The following is an 18,249-nucleotide window of genomic DNA, read 5'->3' as shown; positions in this document are numbered from 1 at the left end:
TAGCGCGATTCACTCATCGACGGCGAATTCGAGCAGCACCTCGCCCTGGCCGACGGTATCGCCGGCCGCGAAGTGGAAGCTCGCCACCTGGCCATCCGCGGGGGCGCTCAGGGTGTGCTCCATCTTCATGGCTTCCATCACCATCAGCGGCATGCCTTTCTCGACCGGGGTGCCGGGTTCCACCAATAGCGCGACCACGGTGCCGTGCATGGGCGCGGTGAGGGTCGATTCGGCTTCGTGCTGGCCGTGATCGACGGCGTCCGCGCGCAGCCAGTTAAAGCGGGTCTCGCCCCGGGCATCGGAAAGCACGATGGCGTTGCCATCGAGCCTTGCCAGCAGGCGACGGCGGTGGCCGTCGAGGGTGATGGCCACGGCGTCGCCATCGAGCCGCTGCAGGTTGGCCGAAAGCGTCGTGCCTTGGATGGTGAGCCGCCAAGGGGCGGCGTCATGGGGGCGGCTGCCGTCGACGACAACGGGCTCGGCGTCGGTCGATTGGGGGGCGGTCGCTTTGGGGTCGCTCAAGGCCACGCGGATGCGATGATCGGCGTTGAGGCGAAAGCCGTCATGGCGGTCCCAGGGGGAATCGCTCGTGCCCTCGCGGCCGAGCTGGTCCAGCGCTACCAGAGCGGCGCTGGCGTAGTCCTCGGCGCTTGGTTCGCTAACCTCGAACAGGGCGTCGTGGTGGTGCTCGATGAAGCGAGTATCGAGCTCGGCCGCCTGGAAGGCCGGGTGGCTCGCCAGCCGCTGCAGGAAGGCGCGATTGGTGACCACGCCGCGCACGTCCAGCGCGGCCAGGGCCCGGTTGAGGGTCGCCAGCGCCTGGGCGCGATCGTCGCCATGCACGATCAGCTTGGCGAGCATCGGGTCGTAGTGCATCGAGACCTCGTCGCCGCTCTCCACACCGCTGTCCAGGCGCACCTGTACGGGGTCGAGGCCGGCGCCGACCAGATCCAGCCCGAAGTGCTCTAGGTGCCCGGTGGCGGGCAGGAAGTCTTGCTCCGGGTCCTCGGCATAGAGGCGCGCCTCGAAGCTATGGCCGTGAATGGCGAGTTCGTCCTGGCGGCAGGGCAGGGCGTCGCCCATGGCGACCTTGAGCTGCCAGGCGACCAGATCCTGGCCGGTGATCATCTCGGTGACCGGGTGTTCGACCTGCAGGCGGGTGTTCATCTCCATGAAGTAGAAGTGGCCGTCCGCATCCAATAAAAACTCGACAGTGCCGGCGCCCACATAGCCAATCTCCATGGCGGCGCGCACTGCGGCCTCGCCCATCTCGCGGCGCAGGACCTCGCTCATGCCCGGGGCGGGGGCCTCTTCCAGCACCTTCTGGTGGCGGCGCTGCACGCTGCAGTCGCGTTCGAACAGGTAGACGCCATTGCCGTGGCGGTCGCAGAACACCTGCACTTCGACGTGGCGCGGCTGGGTCAGGTACTTCTCGATCAGCATGCGTTGATCGCCGAAGGCGGCCTGGGACTCACGGCGGCAGCCGTCCAGGGCGGCCTGGAAGCCGTCGCCGGACTCGACCACTCGCATGCCCTTGCCGCCGCCGCCGGCGCTGGCCTTGAGCAGCACCGGGTAGCCGATCTGGTCGGCCTCGGCGCGCAGCAGCTCATCGCCCTGGCTGTCGCCGTGGTAGCCGGGTACTAGCGGCACTCCAGCCTTTGCCATGCGGGCCTTGGCGGCGGACTTGTCGCCCATCGCCGAGATGGCGGCGGCGGGCGGGCCGATGAAGACGATGCCGGCCTCGGCGCAGGCGGTCACGAAGTCGGCGTTCTCGGAGAGAAAGCCGTAGCCCGGGTGAATGGCGCCGGCGCCGCTGCGCTTAGCGGCCTCGAGCACGGCGTCCACCTTCAGGTAGCTGTCACGGGCCGGCGCCGGGCCGATGCGCACGGCCTCGTCGGCCTCGCGCACATGGCGGGCGTTGGCATCGGCATCGGAGTAGACGGCTACGGTGGCGATCCCCATGGCGCGGGCGCTGCGCATCACCCGGCAGGCGATCTCGCCACGGTTGGCGATCAGGACCTTGGAAAAGGGCGTGCTCTGGGGGGGCGTGAGGGAGGTCATGACGTCGAATCCTTGGGGTGGTGGGCCCAGCGGGGCGTGCGCTTGTCGAAGAAGGCGGCGAGGCCTTCCTGGCCTTCATCGCTGACCCGTAGCTGGCCGATCACGCGGCAGCAGCGCTCGCGGGTGGCCTCGCTGTCGGGGTCGCGGCCGACCGTTGCCAGCAGCGCCTTGGTCGCGCGTTGCGCCTGGGGCGAGGCGGCGAGCAGAGTGTCGAGCATCGCCGACACGGCGTCGTCCAGGGCATCCGGCTCGGCGATGCGGTGGACGAGCCCCAGCCGTTCCGCCGCATCGGCCTGGATGACCTCGGCGGTCAGCGCGTAGCGGCGCATCTGGCGCGCGCCGATGGCGCGCTGCACATAGGGGCTGATCACCGCGGGCGCGAGGCCGATCTTGACCTCTGAGAGGCAGAACTTGGCCTTCTCGGAGGCGATCACCACATCGCAGCAGGCGGCGAGGCCCACGGCGCCGCCGAAGGCCGCGCCCTGCACGCGGCAGAGTGTGGGGCAGGGTAGGGTGTCGAGGCCCTGCATCAGCCGCGAGAGCTCGCGGGAGTCCTTGAGGTTGTCCTCGAGCGAATAGTCGACCATGCGCTTCATCCAGCCAAGGTCGGCGCCGGCCGAGAAGTGCTTGCCCTCGGAGCGAAGCACCAGGGCGCGGACCTCGCTGCGTTCGGCCGCCGCCGCGAGCCGGTCGAGATGGTCGTTGAGCTCACCGATCAGGTGATCGTCGAAGGCGTTGAGCACCGCCGGGCGATCCAGCGTCAGCCAGGCCACGCCGCGTTCATCGATGGTCAGGCGGGAATATGGGGTTGTCTCTGACGAGGTTGTCCCTGTCGAGGTGGTCCCTTGCGAAGTGGTATTAGTCATTAGGCCCTCACATCCGGAAGACGCCGAAGCGGGTGTCGTCGATCTCGGCATTCATGGCCGCGGCCAGGGCCAGGCCGAGCACGTCGCGGGTCTGCAGCGGGTCGATCACGCCGTCGTCCCACAGCCTTGCGCTGGCGTAGTAGGGGTGGCCCTGGTGCTCGTACTGCTCGCGGGTGGGCTTCTTGAAGGCTTCTTCGTCTTCGGCGGACCAGGTCTCACCCTGCCGCTCGTACTGGTCACGCTTGACCTGGGCCAGCACGTTGGCGGCCTGTTCGCCGCCCATCACCGAGATGCGAGCGTTGGGCCACATGAACAGCAGGTTCGGGTCATAGGCGCGGCCACACATGCCGTAGTTGCCGGCGCCGAAGCTGCCGCCGATCAGCACGGTGAACTTGGGCACCTGGGCGCAGGCCACTGCGGTGACCAGCTTGGCGCCGTGCTTGGCGATGCCTTCCTGCTCGTACTTGGAGCCGACCATGAAGCCGGTGATGTTCTGCAGGAATACCAGCGGGATCTTGCGCTGGGCGCACAGCTCGATGAAGTGGGCGCCCTTGACGGCGCTTTCCGAGAACAGCACGCCGTTGTTGGCGACGATGCCCACCGGATGGCCGTGGAGGTGGGCGAAGCCGGTGACCAGGGTGTCGCCGTAGTAGCGCTTGAACTCGTCGAAGTCGGAATCGTCGACTAGGCGGCCGATCACCTCGCGCACGTCATAGGGCTTCTTGAGATCGGTGCCGACGATGCCGTAGAGCTCGGCGGGGTCGAGCCGCGGCGGACGGGAGTCCTTGAGCGCGAGTTGGCCGCGCTTCTGCCAGTTGAGACGCGAGACGGCGCGGCGGGCGATCTGCAGGGCATGGGCGTCGTTGTCGGCATAGTGATCGGCCACGCCGCTGACCTTGCAGTGCACGTCGGCGCCGCCCAGGTCCTCGGCGCTGATGGTTTCGCCGGTGGCCGCCTTCACCAGCGGTGGGCCGCCGAGGAAGATGGTGCCCTGGCCCTTGACGATGATCGACTCGTCGGCCATCGCCGGCACATAGGCGCCGCCGGCGGTGCAGGAGCCCATGACCACCGCGATCTGCGGAATGCCCGCGGCGGACAGGGTGGCCTGGTTGTAGAAGATGCGCCCGAAATCGTCGCGATCGGGAAAGACCTCGTCCTGCTCGGGCAGGTAGGCGCCGCCGGAATCGACGAGATACAAGCAGGGCAGGCGATGCTTGCGGGCCACTTCCTGGGCGCGCAGGTGCTTCTTGACGGTCAGCGGGTGGTAGGTGCCGCCCTTGACTGTGGCGTCGTTGGCGACGATCACGCACTCGACACCGCTGACTCGGCCGATGCCGGTGATCACGCCAGCGGCGGGCAGCGGGGTGTCGTAGACGTTGTAGGCGGCCAGCGCCGAGAGCTCGAGGAAGGGTGAGCCTTCGTCGAGCAGATGATCGATGCGGTCGCGCACGTACAGCTTGCCGCGGGCTTCGTGGCGGGCACGGGCCTTGTCACCACCGCCCTGGGCGAGGGTCGCGGTCAGCTCCTTGAGGGAGGCGACCGTGTCGCGCATCGCCGCCTCGTTGGCCTGGAAGACCTCGCTGCGCGGGTTGATCTGGGTCTGGAGGATGCTCATGGAACGCCGCCCTTACTTGGATTCGTTGAAGATTTCGCGGCCGATCAACATGCGGCGGATTTCGCTGGTGCCGGCGCCGATTTCGTAGAGCTTGGCGTCGCGCAGCAGCCGCCCGGTGGGGTACTCATTGATGTAGCCGTTGCCGCCGAGCAGCTGGATAGCATCCAGCGCGACCTGGGTAGCCTTCTCTGCGCAGTAGAGGATCACTCCGGCGGCGTCCTTGCGGGAGGTCTGGCCGCGGTCGCAGCCGGCGGCCACCGCATACAGATAGGCTCGGCAGGCATTCAGGGTGGTATACATGTCGGCGATCTTGCCCTGCACCAGCTGGAATTCGCCGATCGCCTGATCGAACTGCTTACGCTCGTGCACGTAAGGCACCACCACGTCCATGGCGGCCTGCATGATGCCGATGGGGCCGGCGGCGAGCACGGTACGCTCATAATCAAGCCCGCTCATCAGCACCCGCGCGCCGCGGCCTTCCTCGCCCAGTATGTTCTCGGCCGGCACGCGGCAATCCTGGAACACCAGCTCGCAGGTGTTGGAACCGCGCATGCCCAGCTTGTCGAGCTTCTGGGCGGTGGAGAAGCCGGGGAAATCCTTCTCGATGATGAAGGCAGTGATGCCCTTGGAGCCGGCCTCCGGGTCGGTCTTGGCATAGACCACCAGCACGTCGGCATCCGGGCCGTTGGTGATCCACATCTTGTTGCCGTTGAGGATGTAGTGATCGCCGTCGCGGCGGGCGCGAAGCTTCATCGACACCACATCGGAGCCGGCGCCGGGCTCGGACATGGCGAGTGCCCCGACGTGCTCGCCGCTGATCAGCCTGGGCAGGTACCTGGCCTTCTGCTCGGCACTGCCGTTGAGCTTCAGCTGGTTGACGCAGAGGTTGGAGTGGGCGCCGTAGGAGAGACCCACCGAGGCGCTGGCCCGGGAGATCTCTTCCATGGCGATGCAGTGGGCGAGATAGCCCATTCCGCTGCCACCGTCCTCGTCGGGCACGGTGATACCGAGCAGGCCCATGTCGCCGAACTTCTGCCATAGGTCGCTCGGGAACTCATTCTTCGCATCGATCTCGGCGGCACGCGGGGCGATCTCGTCGCGGGCGAAGGCATTCACCTGGTCGCGCAGCATGACCATCGTTTCGTCGAGGCCGAAGTCGAGGGGCTGATAGGGGGTATGCATGGCGTGGCTCCCGGGCAGTTCGATGGCGGGCGGCGGTAGTTGAGACTGATGAGACTGCAAAGGCCGCGCGCCGATGTTGTCGGATAATACGACTAGCCTAGGTTTGGTTGACGTTAACGTAAAGTGAAGGTTAGGCCGGGTAGACCAAGGTTGCATCCCAGTGCCCTGTAACGCACTCGGGCGCCCCGTGGGGCGCCCGATAATGAACGGCTCGCAGGTGGAAACAGACGGCCGGGAGGGAGCTCAGTCCGTGTAGGAGGTGGCCAGGTCCTGAAAGGCCTTGGCCGGCAGGGACAGCGGCCGCTCTCGCGACCAGGCAAGGCCCACTCCCATGGTGGGAATCGGGTCTACCAGGTCGATGTGTTCGATGCGCCTGCCCTCGAGGGACCAGGGGCGGTAGACCATGTCGGTGAGGATGGTGATGCCGGTGCCGTTGGAGACCATGCTGCGTACCGCCTCCACCGATGACGTCTTGAAAATGATGTTGGGCGTCAGGCCGCTACTTGCCCAGTATTTCATGGCGGTCTGATCCGCCTCGTCCACCGTCAGCATGATGAAGGGCTGATCGATGATATCGCGCAGGCTGACCGAGTCTTGCTTCAGCAGCGGATGGTGGCTGTTCACCCACAGTCGGCGTGGCGAGTAAATGAGTGGTTGGCGTTCCAGACGCGCAGTTTCGTCGATGTTCGAGGTCAACATGATCGCCAGGTCGTACTCGCCGGAGTTCAGGCCCTGCTGGATGGCCGGGCGGGCAACCTCATGCAGCCTGAGTTGTATACCGGGATAGCGGCGCTGGAAGCGGGCCAGCAGCGGAGGCATGAAGTAGCCCGCCACGGTATAGCTCATGGCCAGATCCAGAGTTCCGCTCAAGGCAGCCGAGGTGTCCTGAAGGCTATCGAAGGCCTCGTCCATGGCCTGAAACACGTGGCGGACCTGATGCAGGAATCGGTGGCCCTGTCGGGTCAGCGTCATGCCCTGCGCGGTGCGCTGGAACAGCGTCACGCCCAGCTGTTCCTCGATCTCTCGTACCCCGGTGGTAATGGACGACTGGGACACATTGAGGTCGACGGCGGCCTGGGTGACCTTGCCGCTTTCGGCCACCGCGAGGAAGTAGCGCATCTTGCGCAGGGAAGGGTCGCGTGCCATGGCTAGCTCATTAAGCGTTCGGGTTTTTTGATAATACAAAACAAAAATTAGTAATTCCACTTGTCGACCCGAGTGCCTTAAATGGATGAGGCCACTTCAGGAGACAACCATGACAACGACAATCGATCTGAATGCGGATATGGGAGAGGGCTTCGGTGCCTGGCGGATCGGCGACGGTGTCGATCCTCACATTCTGCCCTTGATCAGCTCCGCCAATGTGGCAGCAGGCTTCCACGCTGGTGATCCGACCACCATGGCGGATATTCTCCGTCAGGCGGCAGAGCATGGTGTCGCGGTGGGGGTGCATCCCGGTTATCGCGACCTGGTCGGGTTCGGACGGCGCCATATTCACGCCTCTGCCGAGGAGCTGGTGAACGATGCGCTCTATCAGTTGGGCGCCCTGCGCGAACTGGCCGCCCACGAGAATCTGACGCTACATCACTTCAAGCTTCACGGCGCGCTCTTCATGCATGCCGCCCGCGACGACGAGTTCGCTCAGGCCCTTTGTCGGGCGCTCAAGCACGTCGCTCCCTCCTTGCCCATTTATTGCCTGGCCGGCACCGCCATTGATCGGGCGGCGAGCGAAGCCGGTATCAGCCGTATCCACGAGTTCTATGCCGATCGTGACTATAACGATGAGGGCGGCATCGTCTTCGTGCGCAAGGTCAAGCCCCTCGAGCCGGAAGCCGTGGCACAGAAGGTGCTAAAGGCCTGTCAGGACGGGGTGGTCGAAGCCGTCAGCGGCAAGCATGTCCACGTCAGCTTCCAGTCGATCTGCATCCACAGCGATACGCCCGGCGCCCTGTCTCTCGTCAAGTCCGTGCGCAGCGCACTCGACCAGGCTGGGTTCGAGATCAAGGCGCACTGACTCCGCTTCCTCAAACAACAATACAATCATCAGGAGACAACACCATGTCGCAGCAAGATATTCAGGCGCCGTTCCCCGGTCTCTTCTATCGTCGGCCATCCCCCGACAAGCCGCTCTTCGTGGAGGAGGGGCAGCAGGTCGAGGCCGGTACGGTGATCGGACTCATCGAGGTCATGAAACAGTTCTTCGAACTCAAGACCGAGGCGGCAGGCACCATCACCGCCTTCCTGGTCGAAGATGAAACCGTCGTCGAGCCCGGTGAGGCCGTCGCGACGCTGGAGGTGGTGTGATGATTCGTCGACTGCTTATCGTCAATCGTGGGGAAATTGCCTTGCGTGTGGTGCGTGCCGCCCGTGAGCTTGGCATGCAGGCCATTGTCGCTCACAGCGAGGCCGATGCAGACAGCCTGGCGGTGCAGCAGGCCGATGAAGGCGTGTGCATCGGCCCGGCACAGGCGACTAAAAGCTATCTGAACATCGACGCGATACTTAAGGCCGCCAAGGACGTTAACGCCGATGCCGTGCATCCGGGCTATGGCTTTCTCTCCGAGAGCCCCGGATTTGCCCGGGCCGTCAAGGACGCCGGCATGGTGTTCGTGGGCCCCGAGGCCGCCATCATCGAGCGCATGGGCGACAAGGCCATGGCCCGTCAGACGGCGATCGAGGCCGGAGTCCCCGTGGTCCCGGGTTCACCCAGTGCGGTGAGCGATCTGGACGAGGCCTTGGCGGTGGCCGACAGCGTAGGCTACCCGTTGCTGATCAAGGCGGCGGCCGGGGGTGGAGGTCGTGGCATCCGGGTGGCGGCAAATGCCGAAGCGCTTCGTGAGGAGCTGCCCATGGCGCAGACCGAGGCGCGCACTGCCTTCGGGGATGATCGCGTCTACCTGGAGCGATTCATTGAGCGTTCCCGCCACATCGAGGTCCAGATCCTCGGCGACGGAGAGCGTGCCATCCATCTCTTCGAGCGTGAGTGTTCGCTGCAGCGGCGCCGTCAGAAGGTGTTCGAGGAGTGCCCGTCCCCAGCCCTCGATGAGCCCACCCGCGACGCGCTTTGCCGTTCGGCGGTGGCGCTGGCCGAGCATGTCGACTACTTCGGTGCCGGTACCCTCGAGTACCTATTCGACGACACCACCGGTGAGTTCTTCTTCATCGAGATGAACACCCGAATCCAGGTCGAGCACCCGATCACCGAAGCCGTGACGGGCGTCGATCTGGTGCGAGAGATGCTGTGGCTGGCTTGTGGTGAGCGTCTTCGCTTCACGCAGCAGGAGATTAGTCGTCGCGGCTGGGCCGTGGAGATGCGCATCAATGCCGAGGATCCGGAGCGGGGCTTCTTTCCCTCGCCGGGTCAGGTACAGCGGCTGGTCTGGCCGACCGGTCCCGGTATCCGCATCGACAGTTGCCTCTTCGATGGGCATCGGATGCCGCCGTTCTACGATTCTCTGGTCGCCAAGCTGATCGTCTGGGACGAGTGTCGCGACAGCGCGCTGACCCGGGCCGGCCGTGCCCTGGACGAGTTCACGCTCGAGGGCTTCGCGACGACCGCAGGCCTGCATCGGCGCTTGGTCGATGATCCCGAGGTGCGTCGAGGCGCGATGGATACAGGCTTTCTGGAGCGTTGGCTGGAAGGCGAGCCTGCTTCCACCGAAAGCTCCTCAGCAAGCGTCAAGGAGGCGGTGTCATGAGTGCGACCACGTCTACTACCACTGGCACCCAGGCACGCTATAGCCTGGCCGCCGATGAGTTCCTCTTCGTGGAACTGAGCGAGGAGATGACCCTCGAGGCCTTCTTCCGGTCGATCTCGATCACCCAGCGGCTCAAGGCCATGTCCGTTCCCGGCATCATCGAGATCTGTCCTGCCAATGCCTCCTACCAGGTGCGCTATGACCCGGAGCAGATCAGCGCAGGCGAGCTGCAGGAGACCCTGGAATCGTTGGATCGTGAGGTCTCGGCCCAGCAGGTGCGCACCATCGAGACGCGAGTGATCGAGGTACCGGTGCTCTACAACGACCCCTGGACCCACGAGACGCTGATGCGTTTCCGAGATCGTCACCAGGATCCCTCGGGCACCGACCTTGATTATGCAGCGCGAATCAACGGCTTCGACAGTGTCGATGCCTTCATCGAGGCACACAGCGGAAGTCCCTGGTTCGTCTCCATGGTGGGCTTCGTGGCGGGGCTGCCGTTCATGTATCAGATGGTGCCGCGCGAGCGTCAGATTCAGGTGCCGAAGTACTTGCGGCCGCGAACCGATACGCCCAAGCAGACGGTGGGTTATGGCGGCTGTTTCAGTTGCATCTATTCGGTGCGCGGCGCAGGCGGCTACCAGATGTTCGGCGTGACCCCGATGCCGCTCTACGATCCGGCCGATCAGCAGCCGCATATCGACGAATCGATGATCTTCTTCCGTCCCGGCGACATCGTGAAGCATCGCGCCATCGATCGTGATGAATACGATCGCCTGTCAGCGGATGCCGAGGCCGGTGGCTTCGAACCCAGGGTGGTGCCGTTCACCTTCGATCTTGATGACTTCAACCGTGACCCCGATGGCTATGCCAGTCGTATCAAGGAGGTGCTCCATGACCATTGACGTGATCAAGCCAGGGCTTGCCACCTCCATTCAGGACACAGGCCGTCAGGGCAATTACCACCTGGGGATTCCGCCCTCCGGCGGCATGGACCAGCGTTCGCTGCGAGCGGCCAACCTGCTGCTCGGTAATCCGGAAGGTGCCGCGGTGCTGGAGTGCGCGCTGATGGGGCCGGAGCTTAGCTTCAGCGAGAGCCGCTGTGTTGCGGCCTGTGGCGCCGAGATGACGCCGCGGATCGACGGTGAGCCGCAGCCGCTCAATGAAGTGTTCCGGGTGCCCGCGGGATCCACCCTGAGCTTCGATTTCGTCAAGGCCGGGGCAAGACTCTACCTGGCCATCGAGGGCGGCATCGACGTGCCCGAGAAGCTGGGTAGCCGCAGTACCTATTCACTGGGCAGCCTGGGGGGGCTGGAGGGCCGGCCGCTGCAAGCAGGTGATCACTTGGACCTGCTGCCTGTCGCCACCTCCACTCGTGAAGGGCGACGGCTGCCGGAGTCGCTGGTGCCGAATTTCTCCAAGCACTACATGCTGCGAGTGGTGCCCGGCATCTACGATCACCGCCTGACCGACGAGAGCCGCGAGCGCTTCTACGAGGAGGACTGGACGGTCGCCTCGGAGGCCGACCGGATCGGCTACCGCATGAAGGGAGGGAGCCCGTTGTCGTTCATCGATCGCGAGCCACCGTTCGGTGCCGGTGATGATCCTTCGAATATCGTCGATGCCTGCTATCCGATCGGCTCCATCCAGGTGCCCAGTGGCAGCGAGCCGATCATCCTGCATCGCGATGCCGTGTCTGGTGGCGGCTACGCGATGATCGGTACTGTGATCAGTGCCGACATGGACTGGGTCGGACAGATCCAGCCGCACCAGAAGGTCCGTTTCGTGCCCGTCAGCCTGGAGGCGGCGCTGGCCGCGCGCGCGGAATATCAACAGCAGATGGCGGCTCTGCGCCAGATGCCATGACCGTCATGCCACCCGGCAGGCGCCAGGTGGCCACCGTGGTGGCATGACCCGAGCCACACGGCCTCTATCTCACAGTCCCGTAACGGTCGTCGATTCCGGCGGCCCGGGGCGGGTCTGTCCGAGAGATGGCCACAACCACCTAGATAATCACAACAAAGGTGTGCGTAATGACCAAGCAATCCCAGACCAACGAGGCCACCGACCTCGACTATGCAGAACAGCCGGTCCCCGCCGATGGGCGGATGCCGCGTACCAACCTGATGATGGCATGGTGGGCCGTCTGCAGTGCCATCTTCTACATGGTGGTGGCCGCCGCCATGGCGCGCAGTTACGGCACGGCCAACGCGCTGATCGGCATCGTGCTGACGGTGATCGCCTATGGGGTGATCAACGGAGTGATCAGCCGCTACGCGATGAAGACGGGGCTGACCGTCGCCCTTTTCTCCCGGGTGTTATTCGGTCATGTGGGGGCGGTGGTCGCCACACTGATCTTCTTTGCGACAGCGCTCTACTACGCGGTGTTCGAAGGCTATGTGATGGCCCTGGTGCTGAGCGAGTGGAGTGGCAGCCTGACGATGGGCGTCAGTACCGCCATCGTGGCGATTATCGGGGTCTCGCTGATTTTCGGCAGTGTTCAGCACTGGCTGGACAAGTTCAATGGCGTGCTGTTGCCGGTCTATGTCATCGGTATGCTGATTGCGGTGGGCATGGCCGTTGCCGAGTTTGGCTATCCGAGCGACTGGCTGTCGCGGGTGCCGGAAGGTGGTGCATCGCCCTGGGGCTGGCTGCATACCTTTGCCTACTACATGGGCGTGTGGGTGCTGATGATGTTCACCTTCGACTATGCCCGCTTCGGCAAGCAGAGTGATGCGAACTTCCATGCCAAGGTGACCTTCGGCATTCCCTTCTATGCCATGACGTTCCTGTTCAGTGGCATCATTGGCATCCTGCTGGATTCGATGATTCCCACCGATGGTCTGTCGGAAGCCTCTATTGTGCTGGGGCTGCTGGAGTTGATGGGCGTAGGAGGGCTGCTGCTGGTCTGGGTCACCCAGAGCCGGATCAACACCGCGAACTACTATCTGGCCACGGTCAACTTCGAGGCACTGGTGCGCAAGGTCACAGGCATCAAGCTGCCCAAGGTGGTGGCGGGGTGTCTGATCGGTCTCATGTCCTACCTGCTGATGATCGCCGATGTGTTCAGCTACATCCTCCAGGCGCTCGCCTATCAGGGCGTGTTCGTGGTGGCCTGGGTCGGTGTCGCCCTCGCGCACATCCTGTCGCGTACCTACCAGCAGCGCTTCGACGGGCATGTGGAGCTGGATAATGCCTATATTCCTGCCTACAACCCCTGTGGCCTGATCGCCTGGTGTGTGGCCACCGTGGCGGGCATGGTGATCATGCAGCTGCCGAGCATTGCTGGGTTCTCGGCGCCCGTTACCTTCCTGAGTGCCTATGTGCTCTATGAAATCGGCTTGAAGCGTGCCAATCCCGACTGGTACATCGCCAGCCTGAAAAAGAGCTGATACCGCGTAACGTCAGATGATAAAGCCCCCGGTGGCCATGGCCACCGGGGGCTTTCGTGTCTGAAGGCGAGCTGTCCTGTGCTCAGGGAACTGGCTATTTGGCCTTGGAGGGGCCGGCGTTGGGGAAGAACAACTGCTGGCCATCGACGCGGTAATCGCCGATCGCCTGCTGGCCGTCGTCCGACAGCAGCCAGTCATGCCACTGCTCGGCCAGGTCGTGCTTGAGATCCGGGAAGCGTTCCTCGTTGGTCAGGATGCTGCCGTACTGGTTGAACAGGGCGTCGTCGCCCTCGAAGACGATGGCCAGGTTCTGCGGGTTCTTGAAGGCCACCCAGGTGGCGCGATCAGACATCACATAGGCGTCCATGCCGGCGGCGGTATTGAGGGTCGGGCCCATGCCGCTGCCCAGTTCCCGGTACCATTCGCCGCTCGGCTGGATGTCGGCGACATTCCACAGGCGAAGCTCGGCGCGGTTGGTGCCGCTGTCATCGCCGCGTGAGGCGAAGGGTGCCTCGGATTCGGCGATGCGGGTCAGGGCTTCCTCGATGTTTTTTGCACCACGCACGCCGGCGGGGTCGTTGTCCGGCCCCAGGATCACGAAGTCGTTGTACATGACGTTCTGGCGTTCGCTGCCATAGCCCTCGGCGACGAAGCGCTCTTCGCCGGTGGTGTCATGCACCAGCAGGCTGTCGGCATCGCCGCGACGGGCAATCTCGAAGGCCTGGCCGGTGCCTACCGCGACCACATGCACGTCGATGCCGCTACCTTCCTTGAACTTGGGAAGGATCGAGCCGAACAGCCCCGACTGCTCGGTGGACGTGGTCGACGCAAGGGTGATGAAAGGCGCGTCGTCCTGCGCCCGAGCCGCGGAGGACAGAGTGGCAGCGGAGAGGGTAGTGCCGATCAGGCCGAGGGCGGCGAGGCTGATGATCCGATAGTGCATACGGTCGTTCCTTGTAGTGGCGCTGTACTGACGCATGGCGTGGCTGGCGCGGAACGCGTCACCACACCAGTTCCCCTTTGACGAAGGCACGGGCCTCCGCGCTGCGTGGTGCCGAGAAGAAGATCTCGGCCTTGCTGTGCTCGACCAGCCGGCCGTTGCACAGAAAGATCACCTCATCGGCCAGGCGTCGCGCCTGGTGGAGGTCATGACTGGTCATGACGATGCGGGTGCCGCGGCGATGGAAGTCCTCGATGGCATCCTCGACCGCCTTGATCGCGGCGGGGTCCAGCGCCGCGGTGGGCTCATCCAGAAACAGCATCTCGGGGCCGATCAGCCAGGCGCGAGCCAGGGCCAGGCGCTGCTGCTCGCCGCCGGACAGCACCCGCGCCGGCCGTCGTGCCAGCGCGCCCAGGCCGAAGCGCTCTAGCGCCTCGAGGGCCAGGGCGCGACGATCGGCGCGAGGCGAGCCGTTGATCTTCAGGGTGTAGGTCAGATTGGCCAGTGCCGAGCGGCGCAGCAGTACCGGGCGCTGGAAGACCATGGCCTGACGCGGCCGGCCACCGGGCCAGCTGACCCTGCCCCGGCTGGGCTCCAACAGGCCGTGGGCCAGGCGCATCAAGAGGCTCTTGCCGGCGCCGTTGGGGCCCATGATCAGCGTCTTGCCGGGGCCCGAGAGCGTGAGGGTCACGTCCTCAAGCAGGGGCTGGCCGCGGTGCTCGAAGCTCACCGCCTCCAGCGCCAGACTGGCCGGTGCCTGATCGATACCCATCGCCATGCTCATGTCGGTCATCCCAGACGCCTCCTGGCGGTTTCGCCGATGCCGTAGGCGGCGCCGTTGACCAGGGCCACCAGACTCAAAAGCACGATGCCCAGGCCCAGAGCCAGGGGCAGATTGCCCTTGCTGGTCTCCAGGGCGATGGCGGTGGTCATCACTCGGGTCACGCCATCGATGTTGCCGCCGACGATCAGCACTGCGCCGACCTCGGCACTGGCCCGGCCGAAGCCGGCCAGTATCACGGTAATCAGCCCGAACCGGGCATCCCACAAGAGGGTCGGGATGGCCCGGGCGCGACTGAGGCCGAAGGAAGACAGCTGTTCGCGGTACTCGCCCCACAGCTCCTCGATCAGCTGGCGGGCCAGGGCGGCGATGATCGGCAGCACCAGCACCACCTGGGCGAGGATCATCGCCGTGGGCGTGAACAGGAGCCCCCATTCCCCCAGCGGGCCGGCCCGCGACAGCAGCAGATAGACGCCGAGCCCCGCCACCACCGGCGGCAACCCCATCAGCGCGTTGAGCGCGACGATCACTACGCCTCGGCCGGGGAAGGCCCATAGCGCCAGGGCGGCGCCTAGCGGCAGGGCGATCAGGCTGGCGATCAGCACCGCACTCAGCGACACCTGAAGCGACAGGGCGACGATCTCCACCAGGGCCGGGTCCATGTCGATGACCAGCGCCAGGGCCGTGTGCAGGGCACTGTCGCTGGCCGCAATCCCGCTGGTCGACATGGCATCCTCCTGATGATGCTTGCAGCATGTGTTCTGCAGAGCGTAAACGCATCCTATGCTGAAAAATATGCAGCGAAAGATCTATAAACGACAAAAATGACCGACAGGGAAGACGCCCATGCCCAGGGATGATTCGCCACTGGCGCCGCACCGCCATACCTACCTCACCACCGCCGAGGCGGCGGATTACCTGAGACTCAAGGAGCGCAAGGTCTACGATCTGGTCCGTCAGGGCGAGATTCCCTGCACCAAGGTGACCGGTAAGCTGCTCTTTCCCCGTCAGAGTCTGGATCTGTGGTTGATGAGTCATCTGGAAGGCGATCGACCCGGCCAGCGGCCGGTGCCGCGAGTGCTCGCCGGCAGCCAGGATCCGCTGCTTGAATGGAGCGTGCGCGAGAGTGGTTCGGAGCTGGCGCTGCTCTGCCATGGCAGCGGCGATGGGGTGCGTCGGCTCTTGGATGGCGATGCTCTGCTCGCGGGCGTGCATGTGATCGACGACGCCGACGGCGGCTATAACCGCCCGGAGTCGCTGGGCCTTGGCGGTATGCGTGACCTGGTGATCATTCGCTGGGCGCGACGCTGCCAGGGGCTGATGTTGCCGCCGGGCAATCCGCGAGGCATTCGCTCGCTGGCCGGGTTTAAACGCGCGGCAGGAGAGGGGGCGCCGCTGGTGGCGCGGCGCCAGTCGGGGGCCGGGGCCGACCGACTGTTGCGGTATCTGCTGGCGCGCGACGGCCTGGCTCTCGAGGATCTGCGGCTGGCGCCGCATCCGATGCTCAGCGAGGATGACCTGGCGTTAGCGGTGCTCAAGGGCCAGGCCGACGCGGGACTGGGGGTGGAAGCCGCGGCGCGGCGTCATGGGCTCGAGTTCGTGCCGCTGCACCAGGAATACTTCGATCTGGCCATGCGTCGGCGTAGTTACTTCGAGCGGCCGGTGCAGCATCTGCTGGCCTTCGCTCGCGAGGCTCGCTTCGCGGAGCGGGCCGAGCTGATGCAGGGCTACGACCTCACCGGGCTCGGCGAGGTCGTCCATAACGCCTGAGGGCGGCGCCGTCCGTCATTGTCTTAGCGGTCGTCAAACGCGACCTGGCCTCGGGCCCGCGCCTCCTGGGGCAGCAGGGCCGCATACAGGGCGGCGTTGATCGGGGTCGCGACCCCAGCTGCCTGGCCCAGGCGCACCACGGCGCCATTCTGTGACTCGAGCTCCGAGGGCAGGCCACCCATGATGTCGCGCTGCATCGAGGCGGTGCTGGTCGCGGGCAGGGTGTCGATGAACGTCAGTGCCTTCGTCACCGCATCATCGGGCAGGGCCACGCCTCTCGCTCGGCCCACCGCGGTGATTTCTTCCATGACCTGCTCGAGCAGCCGGCGACTCTCCGGCAGCTGGCGGCTGACGCCCATCGGCGCGCGAGTCACCGCGCCGACACCGCTCATGGCGCAGATGAACAGGAACTTGCTCCACACCGCGACCTGGATGTCGTCGGGAATCTCGGCGGTGACCCCGGAGGCCTGGTCGAAGGCCGCCTTCACGCGCTGGGTGCGCTCGCTCTTGTGGTTATCGGCCTCGCCGAAGCGCACGAACGGTTCGACGCCTGCATGGCGAATCACGCCAGGGGCCTCGCGCCAGGCGAGGATGCCGCACAGGCCGCGAAGTACCTTGTCGTGCCCCACGGCCTCGCCGAGCACCTCGGTGGCCTCGACGCCGTTCTCAAGCGGCAGCACCAGGGTCTCGGGGCCGATCAGAGGTGCCATCGACCTGGCAATCTCCTCGACCTGCCAGGCCTTCACCGCCACGATCACCACATCCACCACACCGATGGTCGCCGGATCGTCGCTAGCCTGTGCCTTGGCGAGGTGGCAGTCGCCGTTGATGCTCCTGACGGTCAGGCCGTCGCGCAGGATCGCGGCCAGATGATCGCCCCGGGCAATGAAGGTGACGTCCTCGCCGGCCTCGGCGAGCCGGGCGCCGAAATAGCCGCCCACGCCGCCGCTTCCATAGATGGCAAATCGCATGCTGAGTCCTCGATGAGTGGATGGGTCGAATGAGTGGATCGATAGGATCGGGCCCGCCAAGGTGTACCTGTATAATCAGCACCCTGTCCAGTGAGGGAGGACGGCGGTCATCGTCGACTGTCTGGCATTTGCGACAGTTGGGGCCCGGTACTCAGGCCCACTACACTCAGTGCCCAACCTTTTCTATTACCTGCCTGATCTTACGGGAAGGAGCTTTGCATGAAATCGACCACACTTGCTTTGACGGCGTTAGTCGCCGCCCTGATGCTGGCCGGCTGCAGCTACCAGCCCGCCCGCATCACCCCGGAACCGATCATCGAGATCGGCGATGGCGGCCACCACGACGGCCACAGTGGCGGAGGCGGCTTCTGTCCTCCCGGTCAGGCCAAGAAGGGACGCTGCTGAGGTCGTGCGGTCGCCGTCATGCTTCTGATGTAGTCGTTTCCTCGTTTGTTGCGGGAAGTCCGCCGCCTCGCCGGGTACACTGATCAGTTATAAAACGCTGTTTGAGTGTGTCGGAGGCGCGGCAGGAGTCGCAAAGGTCTCGCGACATACCGGTAGCTCGCAGGGAAGCGTGTCATCCATGCTTCTCGAGAGGCTTGATCCATGAAATTCATCGTCCCTTGCCTGATCGGCTGTGCGCTGTGCGCTGTTGCTGGCCGGCTGCAGCTATACCCCCGCGCGCCTGGAAGCCCGGCCACTGCTCGAGATCGATGGCTACCACGGTCATCGTTCCAATCGCCACTACGACGGCCGCCACCATGAGGAGCGCCACTACGATGTCCGTCGCTACGATGTTCGTCATTACGAGGAGCGTCGGCGCCATCGTGATCGCGACCGCTATCGTGACGAGAGCCATCGGGGCGGCTTTTGCCCGCCGGGGCAGGCGATGAAGGGACGCTGCTGACGTTTGGCGTGGCGGTTGGGCCGCCATTCGGCCCAGGCTGACGCCCGGAACCGTGCGAAGACACCG

General features: G+C 65.0%; 18 protein-coding genes. 9 read left to right on the top strand and 9 right to left on the bottom strand.

Annotated elements, in window-relative coordinates:
• Positions 1-9: 9 nt before the first annotated feature.
• From IEJ03_RS09285 to IEJ03_RS09265, 5 genes are all read right to left on the bottom strand, one after another.
• Complete coding sequence (locus tag IEJ03_RS09285) at positions 10-2,061, bottom strand: acetyl/propionyl/methylcrotonyl-CoA carboxylase subunit alpha (RefSeq protein ID WP_192034599.1); 2,052 nt, start codon at positions 2,059-2,061, stop codon at positions 10-12.
• On the bottom strand, positions 2,058-2,927 hold the full coding sequence (locus IEJ03_RS09280) for an enoyl-CoA hydratase-related protein (RefSeq protein WP_192034598.1): 870 nt from the start codon (positions 2,925-2,927) through the stop codon (positions 2,058-2,060). The genes IEJ03_RS09285 and IEJ03_RS09280 overlap by 4 nt, the downstream gene beginning before the upstream one ends.
• 7 nt (positions 2,928-2,934) lie before the next feature.
• Positions 2,935-4,542, bottom strand: coding sequence for a carboxyl transferase domain-containing protein (locus IEJ03_RS09275; RefSeq protein WP_192034597.1), 1,608 nt, complete (start codon positions 4,540-4,542; stop codon positions 2,935-2,937).
• 12 nt (positions 4,543-4,554) lie between these two features.
• Positions 4,555-5,724, bottom strand: a complete 1,170-nt coding sequence (locus tag IEJ03_RS09270; protein ID WP_192034596.1) for an isovaleryl-CoA dehydrogenase — start codon at positions 5,722-5,724, stop codon at positions 4,555-4,557.
• Positions 5,725-5,967: 243 nt separating this feature from the next.
• A complete protein-coding gene (locus IEJ03_RS09265; protein WP_192034595.1) occupies positions 5,968-6,870 on the bottom strand; it encodes a LysR family transcriptional regulator in 903 nt (300 codons plus the stop codon).
• Between the two features lie 109 nt (positions 6,871-6,979).
• Between IEJ03_RS09265 and IEJ03_RS09260 the strand changes: the two genes are divergently transcribed.
• The 6 genes from IEJ03_RS09260 (at position 6,980) to IEJ03_RS09235 (ending at position 12,814) form a co-directional block, all read left to right on the top strand.
• Entirely contained in the window at positions 6,980-7,738 is a 759-nt protein-coding gene (locus IEJ03_RS09260; protein ID WP_192034594.1) for a 5-oxoprolinase subunit PxpA, read from the top strand.
• 44 nt (positions 7,739-7,782) lie between these two features.
• Complete coding sequence (locus IEJ03_RS09255; RefSeq protein ID WP_192034593.1) at positions 7,783-8,028, top strand: acetyl-CoA carboxylase; 246 nt, start codon at positions 7,783-7,785, stop codon at positions 8,026-8,028.
• The gene (locus IEJ03_RS09250) at positions 8,028-9,422 is read left to right on the top strand and encodes an acetyl-CoA carboxylase biotin carboxylase subunit (RefSeq protein ID WP_192034592.1); all 1,395 of its coding nucleotides are present in this window, start codon (positions 8,028-8,030) and stop codon (positions 9,420-9,422) included. The genes IEJ03_RS09255 and IEJ03_RS09250 overlap by 1 nt, the downstream gene beginning before the upstream one ends.
• Positions 9,419-10,327, top strand: a complete 909-nt coding sequence (locus tag IEJ03_RS09245) for an allophanate hydrolase subunit 1 (protein ID WP_192034591.1) — start codon at positions 9,419-9,421, stop codon at positions 10,325-10,327. Before IEJ03_RS09250 ends, IEJ03_RS09245 begins: the two co-directional genes overlap by 4 nt.
• Positions 10,317-11,288, top strand: a complete 972-nt coding sequence (locus tag IEJ03_RS09240; protein ID WP_192034590.1) for a biotin-dependent carboxyltransferase family protein — start codon at positions 10,317-10,319, stop codon at positions 11,286-11,288. Before IEJ03_RS09245 ends, IEJ03_RS09240 begins: the two co-directional genes overlap by 11 nt.
• Before the next feature lie 167 nt (positions 11,289-11,455).
• A complete protein-coding gene (locus tag IEJ03_RS09235) occupies positions 11,456-12,814 on the top strand; it encodes a cytosine permease (protein WP_192034589.1) in 1,359 nt (452 codons plus the stop codon).
• Between the two features lie 94 nt (positions 12,815-12,908).
• Here the strand turns inward: IEJ03_RS09235 and IEJ03_RS09230 are convergent, their stop codons facing one another.
• From IEJ03_RS09230 to IEJ03_RS09220, 3 genes are read right to left on the bottom strand one after another with little or no spacing between them, the layout of a single operon-like run.
• A complete protein-coding gene (locus IEJ03_RS09230; protein ID WP_192034588.1) occupies positions 12,909-13,757 on the bottom strand; it encodes a substrate-binding domain-containing protein in 849 nt (282 codons plus the stop codon).
• A 58-nt stretch (positions 13,758-13,815) separates the two neighbouring features.
• Positions 13,816-14,547 (bottom strand): ATP-binding cassette domain-containing protein, encoded by a 732-nt coding sequence (locus tag IEJ03_RS09225; protein ID WP_242457919.1) that lies wholly within the window; start codon positions 14,545-14,547, stop codon positions 13,816-13,818.
• Positions 14,544-15,263 carry an ABC transporter permease gene (locus IEJ03_RS09220; protein ID WP_192034587.1) on the bottom strand — a complete coding sequence of 240 codons (720 nt, stop codon included), beginning with the start codon at positions 15,261-15,263 and terminating at the stop codon, positions 14,544-14,546. The genes IEJ03_RS09225 and IEJ03_RS09220 overlap by 4 nt, the downstream gene beginning before the upstream one ends.
• Before the next feature lie 118 nt (positions 15,264-15,381).
• Between IEJ03_RS09220 and IEJ03_RS09215 the strand changes: the two genes are divergently transcribed.
• Positions 15,382-16,305, top strand: a complete 924-nt coding sequence (locus tag IEJ03_RS09215) for a helix-turn-helix transcriptional regulator (RefSeq protein WP_192034586.1) — start codon at positions 15,382-15,384, stop codon at positions 16,303-16,305.
• A 23-nt stretch (positions 16,306-16,328) separates the two neighbouring features.
• Here the strand turns inward: IEJ03_RS09215 and IEJ03_RS09210 are convergent, their stop codons facing one another.
• A complete protein-coding gene (locus IEJ03_RS09210) occupies positions 16,329-17,276 on the bottom strand; it encodes a 2-dehydropantoate 2-reductase (protein ID WP_192034585.1) in 948 nt (315 codons plus the stop codon).
• 219 nt (positions 17,277-17,495) lie between these two features.
• Here IEJ03_RS09210 and IEJ03_RS09205 point away from each other — a divergent pair, with 219 nt between their 5' ends.
• The gene (locus tag IEJ03_RS09205; protein ID WP_192034584.1) at positions 17,496-17,681 is read left to right on the top strand and encodes a hypothetical protein; all 186 of its coding nucleotides are present in this window, start codon (positions 17,496-17,498) and stop codon (positions 17,679-17,681) included.
• Positions 17,682-17,913: 232 nt separating this feature from the next.
• Positions 17,914-18,183 carry a hypothetical protein gene (locus IEJ03_RS09200; protein ID WP_192034583.1) on the top strand — a complete coding sequence of 90 codons (270 nt, stop codon included), beginning with the start codon at positions 17,914-17,916 and terminating at the stop codon, positions 18,181-18,183.
• The last annotated feature ends 66 nt before the right edge of the window (positions 18,184-18,249 follow it).

The sequence above is a fragment of the Halomonas sp. YLGW01 genome (genome assembly GCF_014840935.1).
In the GTDB taxonomy this organism is placed as follows: domain Bacteria; phylum Pseudomonadota; class Gammaproteobacteria; order Pseudomonadales; family Halomonadaceae; genus Onishia.
Note: the sequence above shows the minus strand (reverse complement) of the source record. Positions and strands in the feature narration are given on the sequence as shown.